Raw genomic sequence first — 21,892 nt, forward strand, 5'->3', positions numbered from 1 at the left:
CCGCGGACTCGTCCGGCTGGCCGTCCTCCGCCCGGGGCCGCCTCCGGAGTACCGCCGGGATCAGTCGACGACCGGGACGCCCGGTGTGGCCAGCCCCCGCCCGCCGGTGCGGGTGTTGTCCGCGTGCACCGTCGTCCGGCACGACGAGGAGTGGTGCGGGGCGTGGACGGCGTACCGGTCCGGGCCCGTCGCACCGGTCAGGTCCGCGTGGTTGTCGCGGAAGACCGTGCCGCACCCCCAGCCGGGCCGCTGGCTGTGCACCTCGAAGCCGTTGTTCAGGGTGGACCGGCCGGTGTTGCCCGCGACGAGGACGCCGTTGCCCTTCACGTCCACCCACGAGTCGTCGTAGTGGACGCCCGTCATCCCGCGCCCGTCGAAGACGTTCCCGACGATCAGCGCGCCCGTGGTCCCCTCCTTGATGTCGACGCCCTCGCCGCCGACGCCCGGACCGATGGTGTTGCCCTCGATCCGGATGTCGTCGCTCCGGTCCGACAGGTCGTTCGCCGTCCCCACGTACACGCCCTCGCCCATGCCCCGGCCGTCACGGCCCGTGTCGCGGATGTGGGAGTTGCGGATGACGCCGTCGGTGCTGGACGAGCGGAAGTGGACGCCCTCCATGGTCAGCCCGTGGACGGTGACGGAGTCGATGACGACGCCCCTCGCCCGGTCCGTCATGATCCCCTTCTGCCCGCCGGTGACGGTCAGGCCGTACACCGTCCAGTACGAGGCGCCGTCGAGGTGCAGGCCGTAGCCCCCTGTCGCCGTGAGCACGGCGCGGGAGGAGCCGGTGAGGACGATCCGGGCCGTGGGGGAGCCGGGGGCCGTCACCTTGAAGTTGCCCCGGTACGTGCCGTCGGCGAGCCGGATCGTGTCGCCGGGGCGCGCGGCGGTGAGCGCGGCCTTGAGCTGCGCGGCGGTGGAGACGTCCACGACGGCCGCGGCGCCGCCGCCACGCGGCGCGGCGGCGGAGGAGGGGGCGGTCGCGGGGGGTGCGGCGGTCGCGGTGGCCGTCGCCGTCGCCGTCAGGGCGAGGGCGGTCGCGAGCAGGCGGGGGAGCGGCGGCGAGACGCGCATGGGTGGGGGCCTTCCCGTCGAGTTCCCGTGCGTGTACGGCGGGCGGGGCGCTGAACACGCGCGCGGTGTCCCGAGACGGTATGGACGGGTTATGGGCATGTCAAGGTCTGGACCAAAGGCCGGATCGTGCCCGGGACATGGGCGGCGCGGGGAATGTCAGTGGCCCGTGCGACGTTCTCCGGTAGGACACGAGGAGGAGCGGTAATCGTGCTTGATCCGCAGGATTTGTACGCATGGGAGCCGAAGGGCCTGGCGATCGCCGACATGGCGCTCGCCCAGGAATCGGCCGGCCTGATCATGCTCTATCACTTCGACGGATACATCGACGCGGGCGAGACCGGCGAGCAGATCGTCGAGAGCCTGCTGGAGACCCTGCCCCACCAGGTGGTGGCCCGCTTCGACCACGACCGGCTGGTCGACTACCGGGCGCGCCGCCCGCTGCTGACCTTCCGCCGCGACCGCTGGACCGCGTACGAGACGCCGGCCATCGAGGTCCGCATCGTCCAGGACGCCACGGGAGCGCCCTTCCTGCTCCTGTCCGGGCCGGAGCCCGACGTCGAGTGGGAGCGCTTCGCCGTCGCGGTCCGCCAGGTCGTGGAGCGGCTCGGCGTACGCCTCTCCGTCAACTTCCACGGCATCCCGATGGGCGTGCCGCACACCCGGCCCGTCGGCCTCACCCCGCACGGCAACCGCGCCGACCTCGTCCCGGGCCACCGCAGCCCGTTCGACGAGGCGCAGGTGCCCGGCAGCGCCGCCGCGCTCATCGAGTACCGCCTGTCCGAGGCGGGGCACGACGTCCTCGGCATCGCCGCGCACGTCCCGCACTACCTGGCCCGCTCGGCCTACCCGGACGCCGCGCTCACGGCCGTCGAGGCGGTCACCGCAGCGACGGGCCTGGTGCTGCCGGCCGTCGCGCACGGCCTGCGCACCGCGGCGCAGCGCACCCAGACGGAGATCGAGCGGCAGATCGGCGAGGGCGACGAGGAACTGGTCGCCCTGGTCAAGGGGCTGGAGCACCAGTACGACGCGATCGCCGGCGTGGAGACCCGCGGCAGCCTCGTCGCGGAGCCGGTGGACCTCCCGTCCGCCGACGAGATCGGCCGCGAGTTCGAACGGTTCCTGGCGGAGCGCGAGGGCGACAACCCGTGACCCCGCCGGCCGGCCGCCGCGCCCCGCGCCACGGGGGAGCGGCGCGTCCGGGCGGGCCCCGGGGGCGCGGCGACGCCGGGCTCGCACCCGGCGGGCACGAGGGCGGGCGCGGCGGGGACGGTACGAGCGCGGGCGCGGTGCCGGACCGGTACGAGCGCGGACGCGGTGGGGGCGGCGGGCGCCGGCCCGAGCGCGCCGCCTAAGCTTCCGCCCATGCTGACCGTAGGTCTCACCGGAGGAATCGGCGCCGGCAAAAGCGAGGTCTCCCGCCTCCTCGTCTCGTACGGCGCCGTCCTCATCGACGCCGACCGGATCGCCCGCGAGGTCGTGGAGCCCGGCACGCCCGGCCTCGCCGCCGTCGTGGAGGCGTTCGGGCCCGGGATCCTCACACCCGAGGGCACGCTGGACCGCCCCCGGCTCGGCTCCCTCGTCTTCGGCGACGCCGAGCGCCTGGCCGTGCTGAACGGCATCGTGCACCCGCTCGTCGGCGCCCGTTCGGCCGAACTCCAGGCGGCCGCCGCACCCGACGCCGTGGTCGTCCACGACGTGCCCCTCCTGACGGAGAACGGCCTCGCCCCCCTCTACGACGTGGTCGTGGTCGTCGACGCGTCCCCCGCCACCCAGCTCGACCGGCTCGTACGGCTGCGGGGCATGTCCCCGGACGAGGCCCGCGCCCGGATGGCCGCCCAGGCCACCCGCGAGCAGCGGCGCGCCGTCGCCGACCACGTCATCGACAACGACGGCCCCTTCGAGGCCCTCGAACCGCGGGTGCGGAGGCTGTGGGAGGAGCTGACCGCACGCGCCGCGGCCCCGGCCCAGGAATAGGCCCCCCGCCGGGGATGTTGAACGGTCGGAGCGAGGGGAAGGATCTCACCGTGCCCGACAGCAATCCCGAGACCCACGTCATCGACTACCGGGCGGCCGAGCAGCTGCTCGCCGCGCGCGACCCGCGCGGCGCGGTCAAGCTGCTCGACTCGGTGATCGCGGCCCACCCCGAGAACACCGCCGCGCGCCTGCTGCGGGCCCGCGCCTTCTTCGCCGCCGCCCAGCTGCGCCCCGCCGAGCTGGAGTTCGAACTGGTGCTGGAGCGCGAGCCGGACAACGCCTTCGCCCACTTCGGGCTCGCCCGCACCCTCCAGCGCGCCGGCCGCCCGCAGCACGCCCGGCGCCACTTCCGGCTCGCCGCCGCCCTCGACCCCAAGCCGGAGTACGTCGAGGCCGCCCGCTTCGACGCCGCCGACTGACGCATGCCCGGCCGCGGCGGCCCCGCCCACGGCCCACCGCGTCCACGGCCCAGCCCGCCGTCGCCCCGCGCGCTCGGCCGCCCGCCGCGTCCGGGAGTCCGCTCAGGTCCCCGGCGGACGGTGCTCCGGCCGGTACGGCTCGTACGGGGGCACGTCCCGGCCCGGCTGGTACCGCGCGCCCTGCCGCAGGTGCCGCACCACCAGGACCAGGTCGGTCGCGACCACGAGCGCCAGGACCCCGCAGGCCACCGCCCATCCGGTCCGCCCCAGCAGCGCGAACGCCACCGTGCCGCCCACCGCCCAGAGCAGGCCCCACACCCCGAGCACCAGGCGAAGCCGCAGCGGGCTGCGCGCGGTGACGGGTTCGTTTCCACTGCGCATCGTCATCACCCTCCGGTCACGCGGGTACCCGCCCGGCCGCGCCCGACCCCACCGCCGGCCACGCTGCCGGCCGCCGTTGTCAGACCCCCGCCGTAAGGTCGGTGGGCAGGGGAGACGACCACGACCACGGGGACCCGGTGGGGGAGGTGAGGGAGCATGCGGGACACGACCGGCCGGCAGGGCGCGCACGCGGTGAGCGCCCTCGCCGCCGTGTTCCTCCCCGCGGCCCTGCCCCGGGAGGGACGCGTCGCCTTCTGGTCCCCCGACGGCGGCCCCCTCCCCCGGGAGGCCCCCGGCCCCCCGGCCACGGAACCGACCCCGCAGGCCGGCGCGCGAGCGCCACAGGCTCCGCCCGACGGCCCGGTCCCCGCGCCGGCCGCGCGGACCGGCACGCTCACGGTCGTCCGGCCCCGGGGCGGCGGTGCCCGCAGCCACGACGTGCCGGCCCTGCTGCTGCCCGTCGGGGACGCCCTGCCCCTGCTCGCCGCCGCCCGCCACGACCCGCACGCCCACCCCGCGACGGCCTGCTGGGGCGCCGCCGCCCTCCACGGCCTGCACCTCGTCGCCCGCGGCCGCCTGCTGCCCGGGCTCACCCCCGACGACCTGGACGCCTGGCGGGCCGGGCCGTTGGACGCCGAGGACATCGCCCACCTGCGGGCCGTCGCCGCCGCCCTGCCCCACGAGGGGTACGCCGTCCCCCTGCCGGGCCGCCCGCTCCGGCTGCCCGAGCCGGAGACGCTCGTCCGGGCCTTCCTCGACGCCGTCGCCGACACCCTCCCGCGTACGCCGGCCGCCGCGTACGCCGCGGGTGCGCCGTTCGCCGCCCGGGAGCCGCAGCGGCTGCCGGGGGCGCGCGCCTGGGCCGCGGAGGCCGCCGCCGGCATGGACGCGGGCGTCCGCGTCTCGCTGCGCCTGGACCTCTCCTCGTACGACCTCTTCGACCGCACCGGTGACGACGGCGACAGGGACAGCCACGGCCACGCAGACGGTCACGGCGACGCGGACGGCGATGGCGACGGCCACGGTGGCGGCTCCGGCCGTGGCGCGGGCACCGAGCGGCGGGCCGCCGCGGCCGTCGTGCAGGTGCACAGCCTCGCCGACCCGGCCCTCGTGGTCGACGCGGCGCCCCTGTGGGCCCCCGGCGGGGACGAGCACCTCGGCCCGCGCGCCCGCGTCGACGCCGTCCTGGCGCTGCGCCGCGCCGCCAGGGTGTGGCCGCCCCTCGCCCGCCTCCTGGAGCGTCCGGTGCCCGACGTCCTCGCCCTGTCCGAGGAGGAGCTGTACGAGCTGCTCGGCCCCGCCGCCGCCCGCCTCGACGCCGCCGGCGTGACCGTCCACTGGCCGCGCGAACTGGCCCGCTCCCTCACCGCCACGGCCGTGGTCCGCCCCGCGCCCGGCTCCGCCACGGACGGCACGGCCTTCTTCGACAGCGGCGAACTGCTCCGCTTCGACTGGCAGCTCGCCCTCGACGGCGACCCCCTGACCGAGCGCGAGATGGACGCCCTCGCCGAGGCGCACCGGCCCGTCGTACGCCTCCGCGACCGCTGGGTCGTCGTCGACCCCGCGCTCGTGCGCAAGGCCCGCAAGCGGCAGCTCGGCCTGCTGGAGCCGGTGGACGCCCTCGCCGCCGCGCTCACCGGCACCGCCGAGGTCGACGGCGAGACGGTCCCGGCCGTGCCCGTCGGCGCCCTGGCGGACCTGCGCGACCGCCTCGTCGCCGGCCCCGCCGCCGGCCCCCCGCCGGACGGGCTCGACGCGACGCTGCGCGACTACCAGTTGCGCGGCCTCGCCTGGCTGGACCTGATGACCTCGCTGGGCCTCGGCGGCTGCCTCGCCGACGACATGGGCCTCGGCAAGACGATCACGTTGATCGCGCTGCACCTGCGCCGTGCCCGCCGCGAGCCGACCCTCGTCGTCTGCCCCGCCTCCCTGCTCGGCAACTGGCAGCGCGAGATCCACCGCTTCGCCCCCGGCGTCCCCGTGCGCCGCTACCACGGCGCCGGCCGGACCCTGGAGGGCGCCGAGGGCGGCTTCGTCCTCACCACGTACGGCACGATGCGCACCAGCGCCGGCCGGCTCGCCGCCCAGCCGTGGGGCATGGTCGTCGCCGACGAGGCGCAGCACGTGAAGAACCCCTTCTCCGCCACGGCGAAGGCACTGCGCACCATCCCCGCGCCCGCCCGGGTCGCCCTCACCGGCACCCCCGTCGAGAACAACCTCTCCGAGCTGTGGGCCCTGCTCGACTGGACGACCCCCGGGCTCCTCGGCCCCCTCAAGGCGTTCCGCGCCCGCCACGCCCGCGCCGTGGAGAACAACGAGGAGCTCGGGTACGACGAGGCGGTCGAGCGGCTCGCCCGGCTCGTACGGCCCTTCCTGCTGCGCCGCCGCAAGTCCGACCCGGGGATCGTGCCGGAGCTGCCGCCCAAGACCGAGTCGGACCACCCCGTCCCCCTCACCCGCGAGCAGGCCTCCCTCTACGAGGCGGTCGTCCGGGAGACCATGGACGTCGTCGCCGGCGCCGAGGGCATGGCCCGGCGCGGCCTGATCATGAAGCTGCTCACCTCCCTGAAGCAGATCTGCAACCACCCGGCGCAGTACCTGAAGGAGGAGCCGACGCGCCTCGCCGGCCGCTCAGGGAAGCTCGCCCTCCTCGACGAGCTCCTGGACACCGTGCTGACGGAGGACGGCGCGGTCCTCGTCTTCACCCAGTACGTCGCCATGGCCCGCCTCCTGACGGCCCACCTGGCCGCCCGCGGCGTCCCCTCCCAGTTGCTGCACGGCGGTACGCCGGTCGCCGAGCGCGAGCGGATGGTCGACCGGTTCCAGTCCGGTGACGTCCCGGTCTTCGTGCTCTCCCTGAAGGCCGCGGGCACCGGCCTCAACCTCACCCGCGCCGGACACGTCGTCCACTACGACCGCTGGTGGAACCCGGCCGTCGAGGAGCAGGCCACCGACCGCGCCTACCGCATCGGCCAGACCCAGCCCGTCCAGGTCCACCGGCTGATCGCCGAGGGCACCGTCGAGGACCGCATCGCGGAGCTGCTCGCCGGCAAGCGCGCCCTCGCCGACGCCGTCCTCGGCTCCGGAGAGGCCGCCCTCACCGAGCTGACCGACCGGGAACTGGCCGACCTGGTGTCCCTGAGGAGGCCGTCGTGACCCCCCGCCCGGACCCGCGCCGCGCCCGCGCCGGAGCCCGCGGCCCGCAGCCCCGCCACGACGACCGGCGCCGCACCTTCCCGCGGCTCCCGTCCGTCGGCGGCGGGGACGGCGCGTTCGCCGCCACCTGGTGGGGCAACGCCTGGGTGGCCGCGCTGGAGGCGACCGCCCTCGACCCCGCCCGGCTGGCCCGCGGCCGCGCCTACGCCGGCCGCGGTCTCGTCGACGCGATCACGGTCACCCCCGGCCGCGTCACCGCCTACGTCCACGGCAGCCGCGCCCGCCCCTACCGCACGCAGATCCGCCTGCGCGTCCTCGGGGACGACGACTGGCAGACGTTCCTGGACGCCGCCGCGGCCCGCCCCGACCACATGGCCGCGCTCCTCGACAAGGACGTCCCGCACGCCCTCGCCGACCGCACCGACCTCCTGCCGCACGCCGGCGACCTGATCCCCGACTGCTCCTGCCCCGACGACGGCTACCCCTGCAAGCACGCCGCCGCCCTCTGCTACCAGGCGGCCCGGCTCCTCGACGAGGACCCCTTCACCCTCTTCCTCATGCGCGGCCGAGGCGAGCAGGAGATCCTCGCCGCGCTCGGCCACCGCAGCGCCGCCCGCTCGGCCGCCGAGACCGCCGCCGCGCCCCCGCCGCCCGTACCGGCCGTCCCCGCGCGCGACGCCGTCGGCGCGGTGCCCGCGGCGCTGCCCCCGCCGCTGCCGCCCCCGGACCGCCCCGGCCGACCGCCCGCCTACCCGGAGGCCCCCGGCGCGCCCGACCCGCTCGCCCTGGAGCTCCTCGCCACCGAGGCGGCCGCCCGCGCCCACGCGCACCTGACGACCGGCCGTGACCCCGTCGCCGACCTCACACCCTGGCAGGACGCCGTCCGGCTGGCCGCCGCCCACCCCGGGTCCGGGCTCACCGCCTCCACCCGCGCCCTGTACCGCGACCTCGCAGCCGCCCTGGACCGCGGCCCCGCCGAGCTGGCACGGGCCGTCGCCGCGTGGCGGCAGGGCGGCCCCGCCGGGCTGGCCGTGCTGGAGGAGCCGTGGGACCCGCCCGCCGGCCCCTTCGACCGGGCGCGCCCCGCCCTGACCGCCGCGGACTTCCCGCACTTCCGCCCCTGGCGCAACCGCCTGTCCACCTCCGGCCTCCAGCTCCGCTACGGCCGCGACGGCCTCTGGTACGGCTACGAGTCCGACACCGGCCGGGAGGACTGGTGGCCGCGCGGCACCCCCGACGCCGACCCGGTGGGCGCTCTCGCCCAACTCCTCGGCACGTGACCGGTAGGCTGCGTCGACTACCGGCGATCGACCGCAGGGGGCAGTGGTGGAAGCGGAGTTGACGGCGCTGGCCGCGGCGGGGGCGAGCGCCCTCGTCCAGCAGATGGTCGGCGAGGCGTGGGAGCAGACCAGGGTCCGGGTGGCCGCGTTCCTCGCCCGCGGCTCCGGCCGCGACGCGGTCGCGATCGACGGCGAACTGGAGGAGGCGCGCGCCGACCTCGTCGACGCCGAGGCATCCGGCAGCCCGGACGCGCGCGCCGAGGCGCTCACCGAGTGGCGCGGCCGTATGCGCCGCGCCCTGCGCAACGACCCGCGGGCGGCGCAGGAGCTGCGGGCGCTCCTCGCGGAGTTGGGCGACGGAGGGCCCGCCGCCCGGCAGGTCGTCGAGACGCACAACCACATCAGCGGGGGCACGTACCACAGCACGGTCATCCAGGCGGGCAGCGTCGGCAGGGTCGACCACGGAGGCACGCAGCCCGGGTGACCGGCTCCGGGACCGCCCCGGCCCGGCCCGGCCCCATCCGATCCGATGCGATCCGACGGGATCGGACGCGACCGGGTGGGACCGGGCGGGACCGGACCCGACCGGTCCGGCCGCACCCGGACCCACCCGTCCGGGCCATCGGGCGTCACCCGCAAGAGCGGCGAACGTGGAGGCCATGTGAAAGATCGATTATTCGTCGCTCGATGGGGTGAAAGCGGCACGCCACATAACCGGCGCAGGTGCCGACGCGTTAACCGGGATGCGGGCGAGTGCCCGTGAACGTCTCCGGAAGGCAGGAAGCCATGCGGCACACTCGCCGAAATGGTCTGGTCACTCTGATGGCCACGGGCGGCGCGCTCGCGCTGGCCGTCGGTGCGGCGCACGCCGACGCCGACGCGTCCGGCGTCGCGGCCGAATCCCCGGGGGTGATCTCCGGCAACGCGGTCCAGTTGCCGGTGGACGTCCCGGTCAACGTCTGCGGCAACACCGTGAACGTGGTCGGCCTCCTCAACCCCGCGGCGGGGAACACCTGCGCCAACAAGGGCGCCAAGGGCTCCAAGGACTCGTCGCACGGCGCGCACAAGGACCGGCCCGGCTCCGCCCACGGCGGCCACGGCGGCGCCCCGGGCACCCATGGCGGGGGGAACGGCGGCGGCGCCGACGCCGACGCCGCGATGGTGGGTTCACCCGGCGTCATCACCGGCAACGGCGTCCAGCTCCCCTTCGACCTGCCGGTCAACGTCTCGGGCAACTCGGTGAGCGTCGTCGGCCTGCTCAACCCGGCGTTCGGCAACCACTCCAGCAACAACGGCGCCAAGCCGCCGCAGGTCGTCACGCCCCCGAAGCCCGAGGAGCCCACGGCGCCGCCGAAGGGCGACAAGCCGGTCGTACCGCCGGCGCCGGAGCAGGAGCCCGAGCCCGCCCCGGCCGCGCCCGCGCCGGCCCCCGCCCCGGCCGCCGACGGCCCGTCGCTCGCCCTCACCGGCGCCGGCGACCTCGCCGGCCTGGCCGTGCCCGCCGCCGGCATGCTCCTCGCCGGGGCGCTGCTCTACCGCCGCTTCCGCCCCACGGCCGAGCGCGCCTGACCACCCGTCCCACCCGTCCCGCCGGCGCGGGAAGGGTCGCGGGCCGCACGCCGGTTCACCGCCGCCAGGACGCCAGTACCGCCTCGACGGCCGGTGCCACCCGCGCGCGGGCCTGGCGGCGCGGGACCCCCGCCGCGAGCAGCGCGTCGTACTCCGTGTCGCAGTGCCGCACCGAGGCCCGCACCGCCGCCGTGACGGCGCCCTCGTCCAGGGCCCGTCCCGCCGCCGTACGGCCGACGCGGCCGCTGCCGCGGGCCGAGGCGTGCGCGGCGATCTCCGCGGCCCGGTCGGCCGGGCACCCGGGGAACAGGCGCCGGACCTCCGCGCCGAACGCGGCGGTGAAGCGGGCGTCCCACGACGCCCGGCGCACCGCGTCCCTGGCCCGGCGGCGGGCCCTCGCCTCGGCGTCGACCAGGCAGGCGGCCTCCGCCCGGGCCAGGGCCGCCTCCTCCACGAGGATGCCCTGGCGCTCGTAGCGCGTACGGCGCCGGTCGTGCCGGACGACCACCGCCCACACCTCGCCGGCCTCCCGGGCCCTTCGGGTGAGCGCGGAGTCACCGCGCGGCAGGTAGACCAGGTGCCCCAGGTCCACGCAGTCCAGGCAGAGGGGCACCGCACACCTCAGCACCATCCGCCGCAGCGGACCCCTGCGGCACTCCGCGCAGTGCGCGCGGGGTCGCCGCGGTTCGACGACCACGACCGGTTCACGCGGCACGGCACCTCACCACCCCCGCCGAACGCTCCCACGTCGGTGGGGTTGTGCCCGCCGGGCGGCCGCCCCGAAACGACGGCGCCGGGCGGGCGTTCCCCCGCGTCGGGTGCCCGGCGGGCGGCTACTGCCGGTAGCCGCCGAGGAAGCGCCCGATCCGGCTGATCGCCGCGTCCAGGTCGTCGGCGTGCGGCAGCGTCAGGATCCGGAAGTGGTCGGGGCGCGGCCAGTTGAAGCCGGTGCCCTGCACCACCTGGATCTTCTCCCGCAGCAGCAGGTCCAGGACGAACTTCTCGTCGTCGTGGATCGGGTGCACCTTCGGGTCGATGCGCGGGAACGCGTAGAGGGCGCCGCGGGGCTTGACGCAGGAGACCCCCGGGATCTCGTTCAGCTTCTCCCAGGCCAGCAGCCGCTGTTCGTGCAGCCTGCCGCCGGGCGCGGTCAGTTCGTCGATGGACTGCCGGCCGCCGAGCGCGGCCTGGATGGCGTACTGCGCCGGGGCGTTGGGGCACAGCCGCATGGAGGCGAGCATGGTCAGCCCCTCCAGGTAGTCCCGCGCGTGCTGCTTCGGCCCGCTGACGACCAGCCAGCCGGAGCGGAAGCCGGCCACGCGGTACGTCTTGGACAGGCCGCCGAAGGTGAGGACGACCAGGTCGGGGGCGAGCGAGCCGGCCGGGTGGTGGACCGCGTCGTCGTACACGATGCGGTCGTAGATCTCGTCGGCGAAGACCATCAGCTGGTGCCGGCGGGCCAGGTCGAGGATGCCCTCGACCACCTCGCGCGGGTAGACGGCGCCGGTGGGGTTGTTCGGGTTGATGATCACGACGGCCCGGGTGCGGTCGGTGATCTTCGCGGCCATGTCGTCCAGGTCCGGGTACCAGTCGGCCGACTCGTCGCACACGTAGTGCACCGCCCGCCCCCCGGCCAGCGTGGTCGCCGCTGTCCAGAGCGGGAAGTCGGGCGCCGGGACGAGCACCTCGTCACCGTCCTCCACCAGCGCCTGGACGGCCATGGAGACCAGCTCGGAGACGCCGTTGCCGAGGTAGACGTCGTCCACGTCGATCCCGGTGAGGCCCATGGACTGGTAGCGCTGGACCACCGCGCGGCGGGCGGACAGGATGCCGCGCGAGTCGGTGTAGCCGTGGGCGCGGGGCAGCATCCGGATCATGTCCTGGAGGATCTCCTCCGGCGCCTCGAACCCGAAGAGGGCCGGGTTGCCGGTGTTCAGGCGCAGGACGGTGTGGCCCGCCTCCTCCAGCGCGTTCGCGTGTTCGATCACCGGGCCCCGGATCTCGTAGCAGACCTCGCTCAACTTGCTCGACTGCCGGAACTCCATAAGGCGACCTCCCCGGAAACGGTGTTGCTTGGTTTTACCAAGTGAGAGCTTGGAAAGTCCAACAAGACGTCTAGACTGCGTCGCATGCCACGCCCGACCACGCGTTCCGCCGACCGCCGCCGCAGCTACGACCAGTACTGCGCCGCCGCCCGCGCCCTCGACGCGGTCGGCGACCGCTGGACCCTGCTGATCGTCCGCGAACTGCTCGCCGGCCCCCGCCGCTACACCGACCTGCACGCCGACCTGCCCGGCGTCAGCACCGACATGCTGGCCTCACGCCTGCGCGACATGGAGCGCGACGGCCTCGCCACCCGCCGCCGGCTCCCGCCCCCCTCGCCGGCGTACGTCTACGAGCTCACCGACCGCGGCCGCGCCCTGCTGCCCGTCCTGCGCGCCCTCGCGCGCTGGGGCGCCCCCGCCCTCGACGCGCCCCGCCCGACGGACGCCGTCCGCGCCCACTGGTTCGCCGTGCCGCTCCTCGGCGCGCTGGAGGCGGCGGGCGAGCCGGGCACCGCGGACGTACGCCTCGACGAGGGGGTGTTCCACGTCCGCCTCGGCGCCGACGGGGGCGTCGCCTACGGGGACGGCCCCGCCGACGCCCCCGACGCCCGGTTGCGCATGGACGCCGCCACCTGCGCCGCGGTGGGCGGCGGCGAACTGACCCTCGCCGAGGGCGTGAAGGCCGGCCGGATCGAGGTCGCCGGGGAGAGCCCGCTGGCCGCCGCGCTCCGCGGCGAGACCGCCCGCGGCTGACGGCCCGCACGACGCGGGCGGGCGGGCCGGGCGGCGGTTCGGGTGGCGGTTCGGGTGGCGGCTCAGGCGGCGGCTCGGGCCGTTGAGGCGGGTGGCCGGGGCTGGTGCCGGTCCCCGCCCGCGTCCGGCGCCGCGGCCGGCCCCGCGCGTCCGTCGCCTTGGCAGGATGGGGGAGTGCGACTCGAACCGATCACCTGGGAACGGCTCACCGACGCGCTCGCCGCGCACCTGGACGGCCTGCGCCCGGCCGACGGCGGCCCCTGGCTGAAGGTCGCCGTCGACGGAGCCACCGCCGCCCGGCCCGGCGCACTGGCCGAGACGGTCGCCGAGGAACTGCGGCTCCTCGGGCGGGACGTGCTCGCCGTCGCCACGTCCGGATTCCTGCGCCCGGCGTCGCTGCGGTACGAGTACGGCAAGGAGGACCCCGACGCCTACTACGACGGGTGGTTCGACACCGCCGCGCTGTGGCGCGAGGTGTTCGCCCCGCTGGAGCCCGGGGGCGGCGGCCGCGTCCTGCCCGACCTCTGGGACCCCGTCATCGACCGCGCCACGCGCAGCGCGTACCGGGAGCTGGCCCCCGGCGGCGTCCTGCTCCTGCACGGCCCCTTCCTGCTGGGGCACTGGTTCCCGTTCGACCTGACGGTGCACCTCAGGCTGTCCCGGGCGGCGCTCGCCCGCCGGACCGGGGAGGCGTGGACGCTGCCCGCGTACGAGCGGTACGAGACGGAGGTCGGGCCCGCCGACACCGCCGACGTCGTGGTGCGCGCCGACGACCCGCGCCATCCGGCGTGGACCGGGCTGCCCTGACCACGAGGCGCGCGGTCCTCCCCGCCGGGCCGCTCCGGGCCTCCGCGCCGCCGTCGTGGCCGGGGGCCGTTCCGGAGCCCGGGCCGCCGTCGTGGCCGCGGGCCGTTCAGGGCCCCGGTACCGGTACGCGCCCCGGCGGACCGGGGCGGCCGCCCACCGTCGTCACCGCCTCCGCACCCGCGCGGCACCCCGCCTCCGCCGCCTCCGCCACGGAGGCGCCCGTCAGGCGGGCCGCGAGGAACCCGCCGGTGAAGGCGTCGCCCGCGCCCGTCGTGTCCACGGGGCGTACGCGGGGCGCCGGCACCCGCGCCACCGAGGCGCCCGCCCGGGCGACCAGCGCGCCGGCGGCCCCGGAGGTGACCGCGACCAGGCCGTACCGGCGGCTGAGGGCGGCGGCCGCGGCCTCCGGGTCGGGCAGGCCGGCCAGCAGTACCGCCTCGTCGGCGTTCGGGAAGAGGACGTCCACGCCCGCGACGGCCGCCAGGAAGCGGTCGACGCCCCACCCCGCCACGAACCCCGTCGACGCCGGGTCCACGCTCACCGCGACACCGCGCTCCCGGGCCGCCGCCATGGCCAGCCGCGCGGTGCGGCGGCTCGTCTCCGCGAAGAACAGATAGCCGGACAGGTGCAGGTGCGCCACCCCGTCGAGCAGCCGAGGGGACCAGTCGGCGGGCGAGAGCCGCACCACCGCGCCGCTGTCGGTCAGGAACGTGCGCTCCGCCCCCACCCGCCCGTCGACCAGCGCCACCACCGTCCCCGTCGGCGCCTCCTCGTCCCGCACCAGCAGCGGCCGGACCCCCGCACGGCGCAGCGCGGCCTCGTGCCAGGACGCCTGGTCCGCCCCCACCCGCGCCAGGACGCGCACGTCGACCCGGCCCGTGCGCGCCGCCCAGCAGGCGACGTTCGAGCCCGCGCCGCCCGGCAGGATCCGGATCCGCGCCGCCGTGTCGGTGCCCGCGGCGAGCGGTTCGTCGTACCGGGCCACCACGTCGGTGACCACGTCGCCCACGACGAGCAGGGCGCCCGCCGCGGCCCCTCCGTCCGCTCCCGTGTCCCGCTCCCTCGTGTCCCCGTCGGCCCCCGCGCCCCCGTCCCTCGCGCCGGCGGTCACCGTGTTCCCGCGGACCAGGCCGCCGCGACGCGCGCCGCCAGCCGGACGTTGCCGCGCACCGCCGCCAGGTTCGCCTCCAGCGACGCCCCGTCCGTGTGCCGGACCAGGTAGTCCAGGAGGAACGGGGTCACCGCCTGGCCCGTGACGCCCCGCTCCCGGCACTCCGCCAGCCCCGCCGCGAGCACCCGGTCGTGCAGCGCCGGGTCCAACTGCTCGGCCGGCGCGACCGGGTTGGCGACGACCAGAGCCGTCCCGGGCCCGCCCAGCGCGTCCTGCGCGCGCATCACCGCCGCCACCTCCTCCGGCGTGTGCGCCGTCCAGTCGAGCGGCTCACCCGACGAGGACAGGTAGAAGCCGGGGAAACGATCCGTCCCGTACCCGACCACGCCCACCCCCAGCGTCTCCAGCCGCTGCAGCGTGGCGGGCACGTCGAGGATCGACTTCACGCCCGCGCACACCACCGTCACCCGGGTCCCGGCGAGCAGCCGCAGGTCCGCCGACTCGTCCTGGGTCTCGGCCCACTCCCGGTGCACCCCGCCCAGCCCGCCCGTCGCGAACACCCGGACCCCCGCCCGCTCGGCCAGGAACGCCGTCGCCGACACCGTCGTCGCCCCGTTGGCCCCGAGCGCCACCGCCGGCGCCAGATCGCGGTGGCCGAGCTTGCGCACGGACGGGTCCGCCGCCACCCGCTCCGACTCCGCCGCGTCCAGACCGACGCGCGGCACGCCATCCAGTACGGCGACCGTCGCCGGTACCGCGCCCTCGGCCCGGACGAGGCCCTCCAACTCCACGGCGACGTCCAGGTTGCGCGGGCGCGGCAGCCCGTGCGCGATGATCGTCGACTCCAGGGCCACCACCGGACGGCCGGCGGCGAGCGCCTCCCCCACCTCTTCCGACACCACCACTGCGGTCTTCGCCATGCCCCATCCCTGGCGCGCCGCGGACGGCCCCAAACCTCGCGCCGGTCCGCGCCCCGCCTCGTACGCTGCCCCCATGCGCACACCGACGGCCCGCTACTTCTACGACGACCTGGCGGAGCACTACGACGAGCTGTACGCGGACTGGGACGCGAGTGTCGCCCGGCAGGGGACGGCCCTGGACGACCGGATCGCGCGCGTGCTCGGGCCGGGCGCGTACGACGTACTGGACTGCGCCTGCGGCATCGGGACCCAGGCGCTGGGGCTCGCCGCCCGCGGCCACCGGGTCACCGGCAGCGACCTCAGCCCCGTCGCCGCCGCCCGCGCCGCCCGGGAGGCCGCCGCGCGGGGGCTCGCGCTCACCGCGGCGGCCGCCGACATGCGGGCCCTGCCGCTGCGCGACGGGGCCTTCGACGTGGTCCTGTGCGCCGACAACTCCCTGCCGCACCTGCTGACCGGTGACGACGTGCGGGCGGCGCTGGCGGAGATGCGCCGCGTCCTGCGCCCGGGCGGCCTGCTCCTCGTCACGACCCGCCCCTACGACGAGCTGCGCCGTGAGCGCCCCCTCGCCACCCCGCCCTCCGTGACGACGGGCCAGGGCGGGCGGACGGTCAGCTTCCAGCTGTGGCACTGGCACGTCGACGGGGAGCGGTACGACCTGGAGCTGTTCCGACTGCGCCCGGACACCGGCGAGGACCCGGCGGCCGCGGACCGCTGGACGACCGAGGTGAGCCGGGCCACCTACTGGGCGCTCACCCGGGGCAGGCTCGCCGAACTGGCCGCGGAGGCGGGGTTGCACGGGATCGGCTGGCACGACCCGGAGCACACCGGCTTCTTCCAGCCGATGATGACCGCCCGCCGCTGAACCGCGCCACCGTCCGCCCGCCGACCGCGCCACCGCCCGCCGCTCCCGGCACGGCCGGTGCGGACGGCCGTCAGAACAGCGGCTCCGGAAGCACCCCCTCCAGTACCAGCAGCCGCCGCTTGGTCTCCAGGCCGCCGCCGAAGCCGCCGAGTCCGCCGCCCGCCTCCACCACCCGGTGGCAGGGCACGACGACCGGCAGCGGATTGGCCCCCATGGCCGCGCCCACGGCCTGGGCGCCCCCGGGCTGCCCCACGCGGGCGGCCAACTCCCCGTAGCCGACGAGCGTCCCGTACGGCACCCCCGACGCCAGCTCGCGCAGGACCTGGCGGTGGAACCCGCCGGTCAGCGACCAGTCCAACGGCAGTCCGAACTCCCGCAGGCGGCCCGCGAAGTACGCCTCCAGCTCCCGCACCGGCTCGGCCAGCCGTCCCGCCGCCGTCTCCACCGGCTCCGCGCCGAGCCGCTCCGCCAGCCGGGCCGGCAGGGTCCGCCGCACCTCCGCGCCGGCGTGGAAGGCCACCGTGACCAGGCCCTCGGCCGTGGCCGCCAGGAGCAGCGGGCCTATGCCGCTGCCCACGACCGCCCACTCCACGGTCCGGCGCCCGTCCCGCACGCGACTGTCCATGCCGCCACGCTATACGCCGCCGCCGACAGCCCGGCCGCCGCGAACCGGCCCGCGCCCGTACCCCGGCCCGCGCCCGTACCCCGGCCCGCGCCCGTACCCCGGCCCGCGTCCCGCCCGTCCGCCTGTGCGGGAGTCACCCGGGTCGACTACCCTCCACGCTCAGGTCCGAGCGGAACGCGAGGGGTGAGGGGCACACGGGTATGCAGGGCACAGTCGACGGATTCAGTCACGGCCTCGTCACCCCCGTCGTGGCCTACCTCATGGCCTGTCTCGGCGGTGCCCTGGGCCTGCGCTGCACCGCCAGGGGGCTGGGCACCCCCGGCTCCCCGCGCCGCGGCTGGCTGGCCCTCGGCGCGACGGCGATCGGCACGGGCATCTGGACCATGCACTTCATCGCGATGACGGGCTTCCGCATCGAGAACGTGCCCGTCGACTACGACGGCCCCGTCACCTTCGCCAGCCTCGTCGTCGCCGTCCTCATGGTCGGCGTCGGGATCGTCATCGTCGCGCAGCGGCGCGGCCGCACCGCCATGGCCCTCGGCACCGGCGGCACCATCACCGGCCTGGGCATCGCCACCATGCACTACCTCGGCATGGCCGGCATGCGCCTGCCGGGCCGGCTGGAGTACGACACCGCCACCGTGGCCCTCTCCGTCCTGATCGCCGTGGTCGCCGCCACCTGCGCCCTGTGGGCCGCGCTCCACGTCCAAGGCTTCGCGGCAGGCGTCGGCGCCAGCCTCGTCATGGGCCTCGCGGTGACCGGCATGCACTACACCGGCATGGCCGCCGTCAGCGTCCACCTGCACCCCGGCGGCACCGCCGTGGCCGCCGGCCACGACGAGGCCGCGGGGGCCGCCACGGGCGCCGCCACCGGGGCGGCGGACGCCGTCGGCGCGGTGGGAACGGGAGCGGCGGACGCCGTCGGGGCGCTCGACGCGGCCGTCACCGCGGGCGGCCCGGCCGGCTCCCTCCTCGCGCCGATGCTCGCCGGACCGGCCGTCTTCCTGCTGCTCGCGGCCGTCGTCGTGCTCTTCGACCCCGCGCTCGTCGGCGGCGGATCGGACCGCCGCGCGCCCGCCGACCCGCGCGCGCACCTCCCCGGCATCCCGGCGCCCCGCCACCGCTCCCGCGACGGCGACCCCCACTGACCCGCCCGGCCCCGACCCCGACCCCGCCCGCACCCCCGCACCCCCACCACCGGGCGGGCGGCGGCGCGATACCGCCCGGCTGTCAGTGCCGGGTCGTACGGTGGTGACATGCGGCCCGTATCCCAGATCGAACGCACGGTGGCGCCCTTCGAGGTCGTCAGCCCGTACCAGCCCAGCGGTGACCAGCCCACGGCCATCGCCGACCTCGAGCGGCGCGTCCGCGCCGGTGAGAAGGACGTCGTCCTGCTCGGCGCGACCGGCACCGGCAAGTCGGCGACCACGGCCTGGATGATCGAGCGGCTCCAGCGGCCCACGCTCGTCATGGCGCCGAACAAGACCCTCGCCGCCCAGCTGGCCAACGAGTTCCGCGAGCTGCTGCCGAACAACGCCGTCGAGTACTTCGTCTCGTACTACGACTACTACCAGCCCGAGGCGTACGTCCCGCAGTCGGACACGTACATCGAGAAGGACTCCTCGATCAACGAGGAGGTGGAGCGCCTGCGCCACTCCGCGACGAACTCCCTGCTCACCCGCCGGGACGTGATCGTGGTCGCCTCCGTCTCCTGCATCTACGGCCTCGGCACGCCGCAGGAGTACGTCGACCGGATGGTGCCCCTCCGGGTCGGCGACGAGATCGACCGCGACCAGCTGCTTCGCCGCTTCGTCGACATCCAGTACACGCGCAACGACCTCGCCTTCACCCGCGGCACCTTCCGGGTGCGCGGCGACACGATCGAGATCTTCCCGGTCTACGAGGAGCTCGCCGTGCGCATCGAGATGTTCGGCGACGAGATCGAGGCGCTCTCCACGCTCCACCCGCTCACCGGCGAGGTCATCAGCGACGACGAGCACCTCTACGTCTTCCCCGCCAGCCACTACGTGGCCGGACCGGAGCGCATGGAGCGCGCCGTCGACGGCATCGAGCGCGAGCTGGAGCAGCGCCTCGCCGAGCTGGAGAAGCAGGGCAAGCTGCTGGAGGCCCAGCGGCTGCGCATGCGCACCACGTACGACATCGAGATGATGCGGCAGATCGGCTCCTGCTCCGGCATCGAGAACTACTCGATGCACTTCGACCAGCGGGAACCCGGCTCGGCGCCCAACACCCTCCTCGACTACTTCCCCGAGGACTTCCTGCTGGTCATCGACGAGTCGCACGTCACCGTGCCCCAGATCGGCGCCATGTACGAGGGCGACGCCTCCCGCAAGCGCACCCTCGTCGACCACGGCTTCCGGCTGCCGTCGGCCCTCGACAACCGCCCGCTCAAGTGGGAGGAGTTCCAGGAGCGCATCGGGCAGACGGTCTACCTGTCGGCGACGCCCGGGGCGTACGAGCTCTCCCGCTCCGACGGCTTCGTCGAGCAGATCATCCGCCCCACCGGACTGGTCGACCCGGAGGTCGTCGTCAAGTCCACCGAGGGCCAGATCGACGACCTGGTCCACGAGATCCGGCTGCGCACCGAGCGGGACGAGCGCGTGCTGGTCACCACGCTCACCAAGAAGATGGCCGAGGACCTCACTGACTACTTCCTGGAGCTCGGCATCCAGGTGCGCTACCTCCACAGCGACGTCGACACCCTGCGCCGCATCGAGCTGCTGCGCGAGCTGCGCGCCGGCGAGTACGACGTCCTGGTGGGCATCAACCTCCTCCGCGAGGGCCTCGACCTGCCGGAGGTGTCCCTGGTGGCCATCCTCGACGCCGACAAGCAGGGATTCCTGCGCTCCGGGACCTCCCTCATCCAGACCATCGGACGCGCGGCGCGCAACGTCTCGGGCCAGGTCCACATGTACGCCGACACGATCACACCGGCGATGGCGCAGGCCATCGACGAGACCAACCGCCGCCGCGAGAAGCAGATCGCGTACAACACCGCCCACGGCATCGACCCGCAGCCGCTGCGCAAGAAGATCAACGACATCGTCGCGACCATCGCGCGCGAGGAGGTCGACACCGAGCAGCTCCTCGGCACCGGCTACCGCCAGGGCAAGGACGGCAAGGGCGCGAAGGCCCCCGTGCCCTCGCTGGGGAACGCGGCCCGCGCCGCCAAGGACGGCGGCAAGGCCGGCAGGGGCCGGGCGGCGGCCCCGAAGGGCGCCCTCACCAGCGACCGCCCCGCCGCCGAACTGGCCGGGATCATCGAGGAGATGACCGACCGGATGCGGGCCGCGGCGGCAGACCTCCAGTTCGAGGTCGCGGCACGGCTGCGTGACGAGGTGGGCGAGTTGAAGAAGGAGCTGCGGCAGATGAAGGAGGCGGGGATCGCCTGACGGGACGCCCCGCGGGGGCGCGGCGGCCGGGCCGCGCCCGCTGTGTTGCAACACCGACACAAAAGGGGGGAGCGGCCCTCTGCGGTGTCGCGGCCCCGCATAGGGTGCTGGGAAACCGCACCCCACATCGAGGGCGGCCGCGGGGAACGCTACAGAGAGGGGACAGCGCGTGTCGGTCAACTTGACCAAGGGCCAGGCCATCAGCCTGCAGAAGAGCGACGGGGGGGTCCTGACCGCGGTGCGGATGGGGCTCGGATGGCAGGCGGCGCCGCGCCGCGGCCTGTTCGGCTCGCGCACCCGCGAGATCGACCTCGACGCGTCGGCGGTCCTCTTCGCCGACAAGCAGCCGGTCGACGTCGTCTTCTTCCGCCACCTGGTGAGCGACGACGGCTCCGTCCGCCACACCGGGGACAACCTCGTCGGCGGCGCGGGCCAGGGCGGCGACGACGAGGCGATCCTCGTCGACCTCCAGCGGGTCCCGGTCCACATCGACCAGATCGTCTTCACGGTCAACTCCTTCACCGGCCAGACGTTCCAGGAGGTGCAGAACGCCTTCTGCCGCCTGGTCGACGAGACGAACGGCCAGGAGCTCGCCCGCTACACCCTGGACGGCGGCGGCCAGTACACCGCGCAGATCATGGCGAAGGTGCACCGCTCGGGCGGCGCCTGGAGCATGACCGCGATCGGGGCCCCGGCCAACGGCCGGACGTTCCAGGACCTGATGCCGGCGATCCTGCCGAGCCTGTAGTCCGCCCGGGTCCGCGACCGGGCCCGCCACCACCCGCAGCTCCCGCCAGGCACCAGCCCGCCGGGAGCTGCCACGCATCCGCGACCACCGAGGGGACGACAGGCATGACGGCCGAGCTGGCCCGGGGGCAGAACCATCCGCTGCCCGAGACCCGACTGGAGGTGCGGGTGTCGTCCGGCGTGCCGCTGGTCGCCGCGGCGGTCCTGGTCGACGCCGACGGGACCGTCGCCGGGCCCGAGCGGCTCGCCCACCCCGGGGCGCCGTCCCTGCCGGGCGTCGAGGTGTCCCGGCAGGCGGCCGCGGAGCACCGGCTCGCCGTCGACCTGGACGCCCTGCCCGCCGGCGCGCACCGCGTCGCCGTCCTGCTCGCCCTGCCCGTCGGCACGGGCGGACCCGACCGCTTCGGGCTCGTGGCGGCGCCGTTCGTCGCGGTCACCGGCCTCGACGGTGCCGAGGTCGTCACGTTCACCCTCACCGGCCTGGACCCGGAGTCGGCCGTCATCGCCGTGGAGCTCTACCGCCGCCAGGGCGCCTGGAAGGTGCGCGCCGTCGGGCAGGGCTACGCGGGCGGCCTGGCGGCGCTCCTGCGCGACCAGGGCCTGGAGGGCGCCGCCGACGTGGCCGCGGCCGTCCACGGCGCCGTGGCGAGCGGCCGGGGCCGTACGGTCGCCGCGCCCCCTCCGCGCGCCCCGGGAGGGGACCGGGTCCGCGGCGGCACGGCCCCGCCGGCCCTCGCGAGCGCCCCCGTACCGCCC

21 protein-coding genes are annotated in these 21,892 nt (G+C 76.1%); 14 read left to right on the plus strand and 7 right to left on the minus strand.

What is annotated here, in order from left to right; all coding sequences use genetic code 11:
* Positions 1 to 60: 60 nt before the first annotated feature.
* Positions 61 to 1,074 carry a right-handed parallel beta-helix repeat-containing protein gene (locus tag LPA54_RS15455; RefSeq protein ID WP_228977933.1) on the minus strand — a complete coding sequence of 338 codons (1,014 nt, stop codon included), beginning with the start codon at positions 1,072 to 1,074 and terminating at the stop codon, positions 61 to 63.
* Positions 1,075 to 1,281: 207 nt separating this feature from the next.
* On the opposite strand from LPA54_RS15455, the gene LPA54_RS15460 reads away from it, so the two are divergent.
* From LPA54_RS15460 to LPA54_RS15470, 3 genes are all read left to right on the plus strand, one after another.
* Positions 1,282 to 2,223 (plus strand): PAC2 family protein, encoded by a 942-nt coding sequence (locus tag LPA54_RS15460; RefSeq protein WP_228977935.1) that lies wholly within the window; start codon positions 1,282 to 1,284, stop codon positions 2,221 to 2,223.
* A gap of 213 nt (positions 2,224 to 2,436) precedes the next feature.
* Positions 2,437 to 3,048: a dephospho-CoA kinase gene (coaE, locus tag LPA54_RS15465; RefSeq protein WP_228977937.1), complete on the plus strand. Its 612-nt coding sequence runs from the start codon at positions 2,437 to 2,439 to the stop codon at positions 3,046 to 3,048.
* A gap of 50 nt (positions 3,049 to 3,098) precedes the next feature.
* Positions 3,099 to 3,467: a tetratricopeptide repeat protein gene (locus LPA54_RS15470; protein WP_228977938.1), complete on the plus strand. Its 369-nt coding sequence runs from the start codon at positions 3,099 to 3,101 to the stop codon at positions 3,465 to 3,467.
* A 102-nt stretch (positions 3,468 to 3,569) separates the two neighbouring features.
* Here the strand turns inward: LPA54_RS15470 and LPA54_RS15475 are convergent, their stop codons facing one another.
* Complete coding sequence (locus tag LPA54_RS15475) at positions 3,570 to 3,848, minus strand: DUF6343 family protein (RefSeq protein ID WP_228977940.1); 279 nt, start codon at positions 3,846 to 3,848, stop codon at positions 3,570 to 3,572.
* Positions 3,849 to 4,004: 156 nt separating this feature from the next.
* Here LPA54_RS15475 and LPA54_RS15480 point away from each other — a divergent pair, with 156 nt between their 5' ends.
* The 4 genes from LPA54_RS15480 to LPA54_RS42650 all read left to right on the plus strand — a co-directional run bounded on the left by LPA54_RS15480 (position 4,005) and on the right by LPA54_RS42650 (position 9,853).
* On the plus strand, positions 4,005 to 7,004 hold the full coding sequence (locus LPA54_RS15480) for a DEAD/DEAH box helicase (RefSeq protein WP_228977942.1): 3,000 nt from the start codon (positions 4,005 to 4,007) through the stop codon (positions 7,002 to 7,004).
* The gene (locus tag LPA54_RS15485) at positions 7,001 to 8,284 is read left to right on the plus strand and encodes an SWIM zinc finger family protein (RefSeq protein WP_228977944.1); all 1,284 of its coding nucleotides are present in this window, start codon (positions 7,001 to 7,003) and stop codon (positions 8,282 to 8,284) included. The genes LPA54_RS15480 and LPA54_RS15485 overlap by 4 nt, the downstream gene beginning before the upstream one ends.
* 46 nt (positions 8,285 to 8,330) lie before the next feature.
* Positions 8,331 to 8,768, plus strand: a complete 438-nt coding sequence (locus LPA54_RS15490; protein WP_228977945.1) for a hypothetical protein — start codon at positions 8,331 to 8,333, stop codon at positions 8,766 to 8,768.
* Positions 8,769 to 9,070: 302 nt separating this feature from the next.
* Complete coding sequence (locus LPA54_RS42650) at positions 9,071 to 9,853, plus strand: chaplin (RefSeq protein ID WP_306806501.1); 783 nt, start codon at positions 9,071 to 9,073, stop codon at positions 9,851 to 9,853.
* A 55-nt stretch (positions 9,854 to 9,908) separates the two neighbouring features.
* Here the strand turns inward: LPA54_RS42650 and LPA54_RS15500 are convergent, their stop codons facing one another.
* Entirely contained in the window at positions 9,909 to 10,568 is a 660-nt protein-coding gene (locus LPA54_RS15500) for a DUF2293 domain-containing protein (protein WP_228977950.1), read from the minus strand.
* 118 nt (positions 10,569 to 10,686) lie between these two features.
* On the minus strand, positions 10,687 to 11,898 hold the full coding sequence (locus tag LPA54_RS15505) for a pyridoxal phosphate-dependent aminotransferase (RefSeq protein WP_228977953.1): 1,212 nt from the start codon (positions 11,896 to 11,898) through the stop codon (positions 10,687 to 10,689).
* Positions 11,899 to 11,982: 84 nt separating this feature from the next.
* On the opposite strand from LPA54_RS15505, the gene LPA54_RS15510 reads away from it, so the two are divergent.
* Both LPA54_RS15510 and LPA54_RS15515 read left to right on the plus strand, forming a co-directional pair.
* Positions 11,983 to 12,651 (plus strand): winged helix-turn-helix transcriptional regulator, encoded by a 669-nt coding sequence (locus LPA54_RS15510; RefSeq protein ID WP_228977955.1) that lies wholly within the window; start codon positions 11,983 to 11,985, stop codon positions 12,649 to 12,651.
* Positions 12,652 to 12,825: 174 nt separating this feature from the next.
* On the plus strand, positions 12,826 to 13,458 hold the full coding sequence (locus LPA54_RS15515; protein ID WP_228977958.1) for a uridine kinase: 633 nt from the start codon (positions 12,826 to 12,828) through the stop codon (positions 13,456 to 13,458).
* Between the two features lie 106 nt (positions 13,459 to 13,564).
* On the opposite strand, the gene LPA54_RS15520 is transcribed toward LPA54_RS15515, so the two are convergent.
* Entirely contained in the window at positions 13,565 to 14,476 is a 912-nt protein-coding gene (locus LPA54_RS15520) for a carbohydrate kinase family protein (RefSeq protein ID WP_228978010.1), read from the minus strand.
* Positions 14,477 to 14,565: 89 nt separating this feature from the next.
* Positions 14,566 to 15,489, minus strand: coding sequence for a pseudouridine-5'-phosphate glycosidase (locus tag LPA54_RS15525; protein ID WP_228977962.1), 924 nt, complete (start codon positions 15,487 to 15,489; stop codon positions 14,566 to 14,568).
* Between the two features lie 73 nt (positions 15,490 to 15,562).
* Between LPA54_RS15525 and LPA54_RS15530 the strand changes: the two genes are divergently transcribed.
* Complete coding sequence (locus LPA54_RS15530; RefSeq protein WP_228977964.1) at positions 15,563 to 16,351, plus strand: class I SAM-dependent methyltransferase; 789 nt, start codon at positions 15,563 to 15,565, stop codon at positions 16,349 to 16,351.
* 70 nt (positions 16,352 to 16,421) lie between these two features.
* Here the strand turns inward: LPA54_RS15530 and LPA54_RS15535 are convergent, their stop codons facing one another.
* The gene (locus LPA54_RS15535; RefSeq protein WP_228977967.1) at positions 16,422 to 16,976 is read right to left on the minus strand and encodes a methylated-DNA--[protein]-cysteine S-methyltransferase; all 555 of its coding nucleotides are present in this window, start codon (positions 16,974 to 16,976) and stop codon (positions 16,422 to 16,424) included.
* Between the two features lie 200 nt (positions 16,977 to 17,176).
* Here LPA54_RS15535 and LPA54_RS15540 point away from each other — a divergent pair, with 200 nt between their 5' ends.
* From LPA54_RS15540 to LPA54_RS15555, 4 genes are all read left to right on the plus strand, one after another.
* Positions 17,177 to 18,124 carry an MHYT domain-containing protein gene (locus LPA54_RS15540; RefSeq protein ID WP_228977969.1) on the plus strand — a complete coding sequence of 316 codons (948 nt, stop codon included), beginning with the start codon at positions 17,177 to 17,179 and terminating at the stop codon, positions 18,122 to 18,124.
* Positions 18,125 to 18,232: 108 nt separating this feature from the next.
* Entirely contained in the window at positions 18,233 to 20,389 is a 2,157-nt protein-coding gene (gene uvrB, locus LPA54_RS15545; protein ID WP_228977972.1) for an excinuclease ABC subunit UvrB, read from the plus strand.
* 169 nt (positions 20,390 to 20,558) lie between these two features.
* Positions 20,559 to 21,137, plus strand: a complete 579-nt coding sequence (locus LPA54_RS15550; protein ID WP_228977975.1) for a TerD family protein — start codon at positions 20,559 to 20,561, stop codon at positions 21,135 to 21,137.
* A 104-nt stretch (positions 21,138 to 21,241) separates the two neighbouring features.
* A partial coding sequence (locus LPA54_RS15555; RefSeq protein ID WP_228977978.1) for a TerD family protein occupies positions 21,242 to 21,892 on the plus strand: 651 nt, incomplete at its 3' end.

Origin of the sequence: Streptomyces sp. DH12 (genome assembly GCF_020873895.1) — a bacterium.
Taxonomy (GTDB): domain Bacteria; phylum Actinomycetota; class Actinomycetes; order Streptomycetales; family Streptomycetaceae; genus Streptomyces.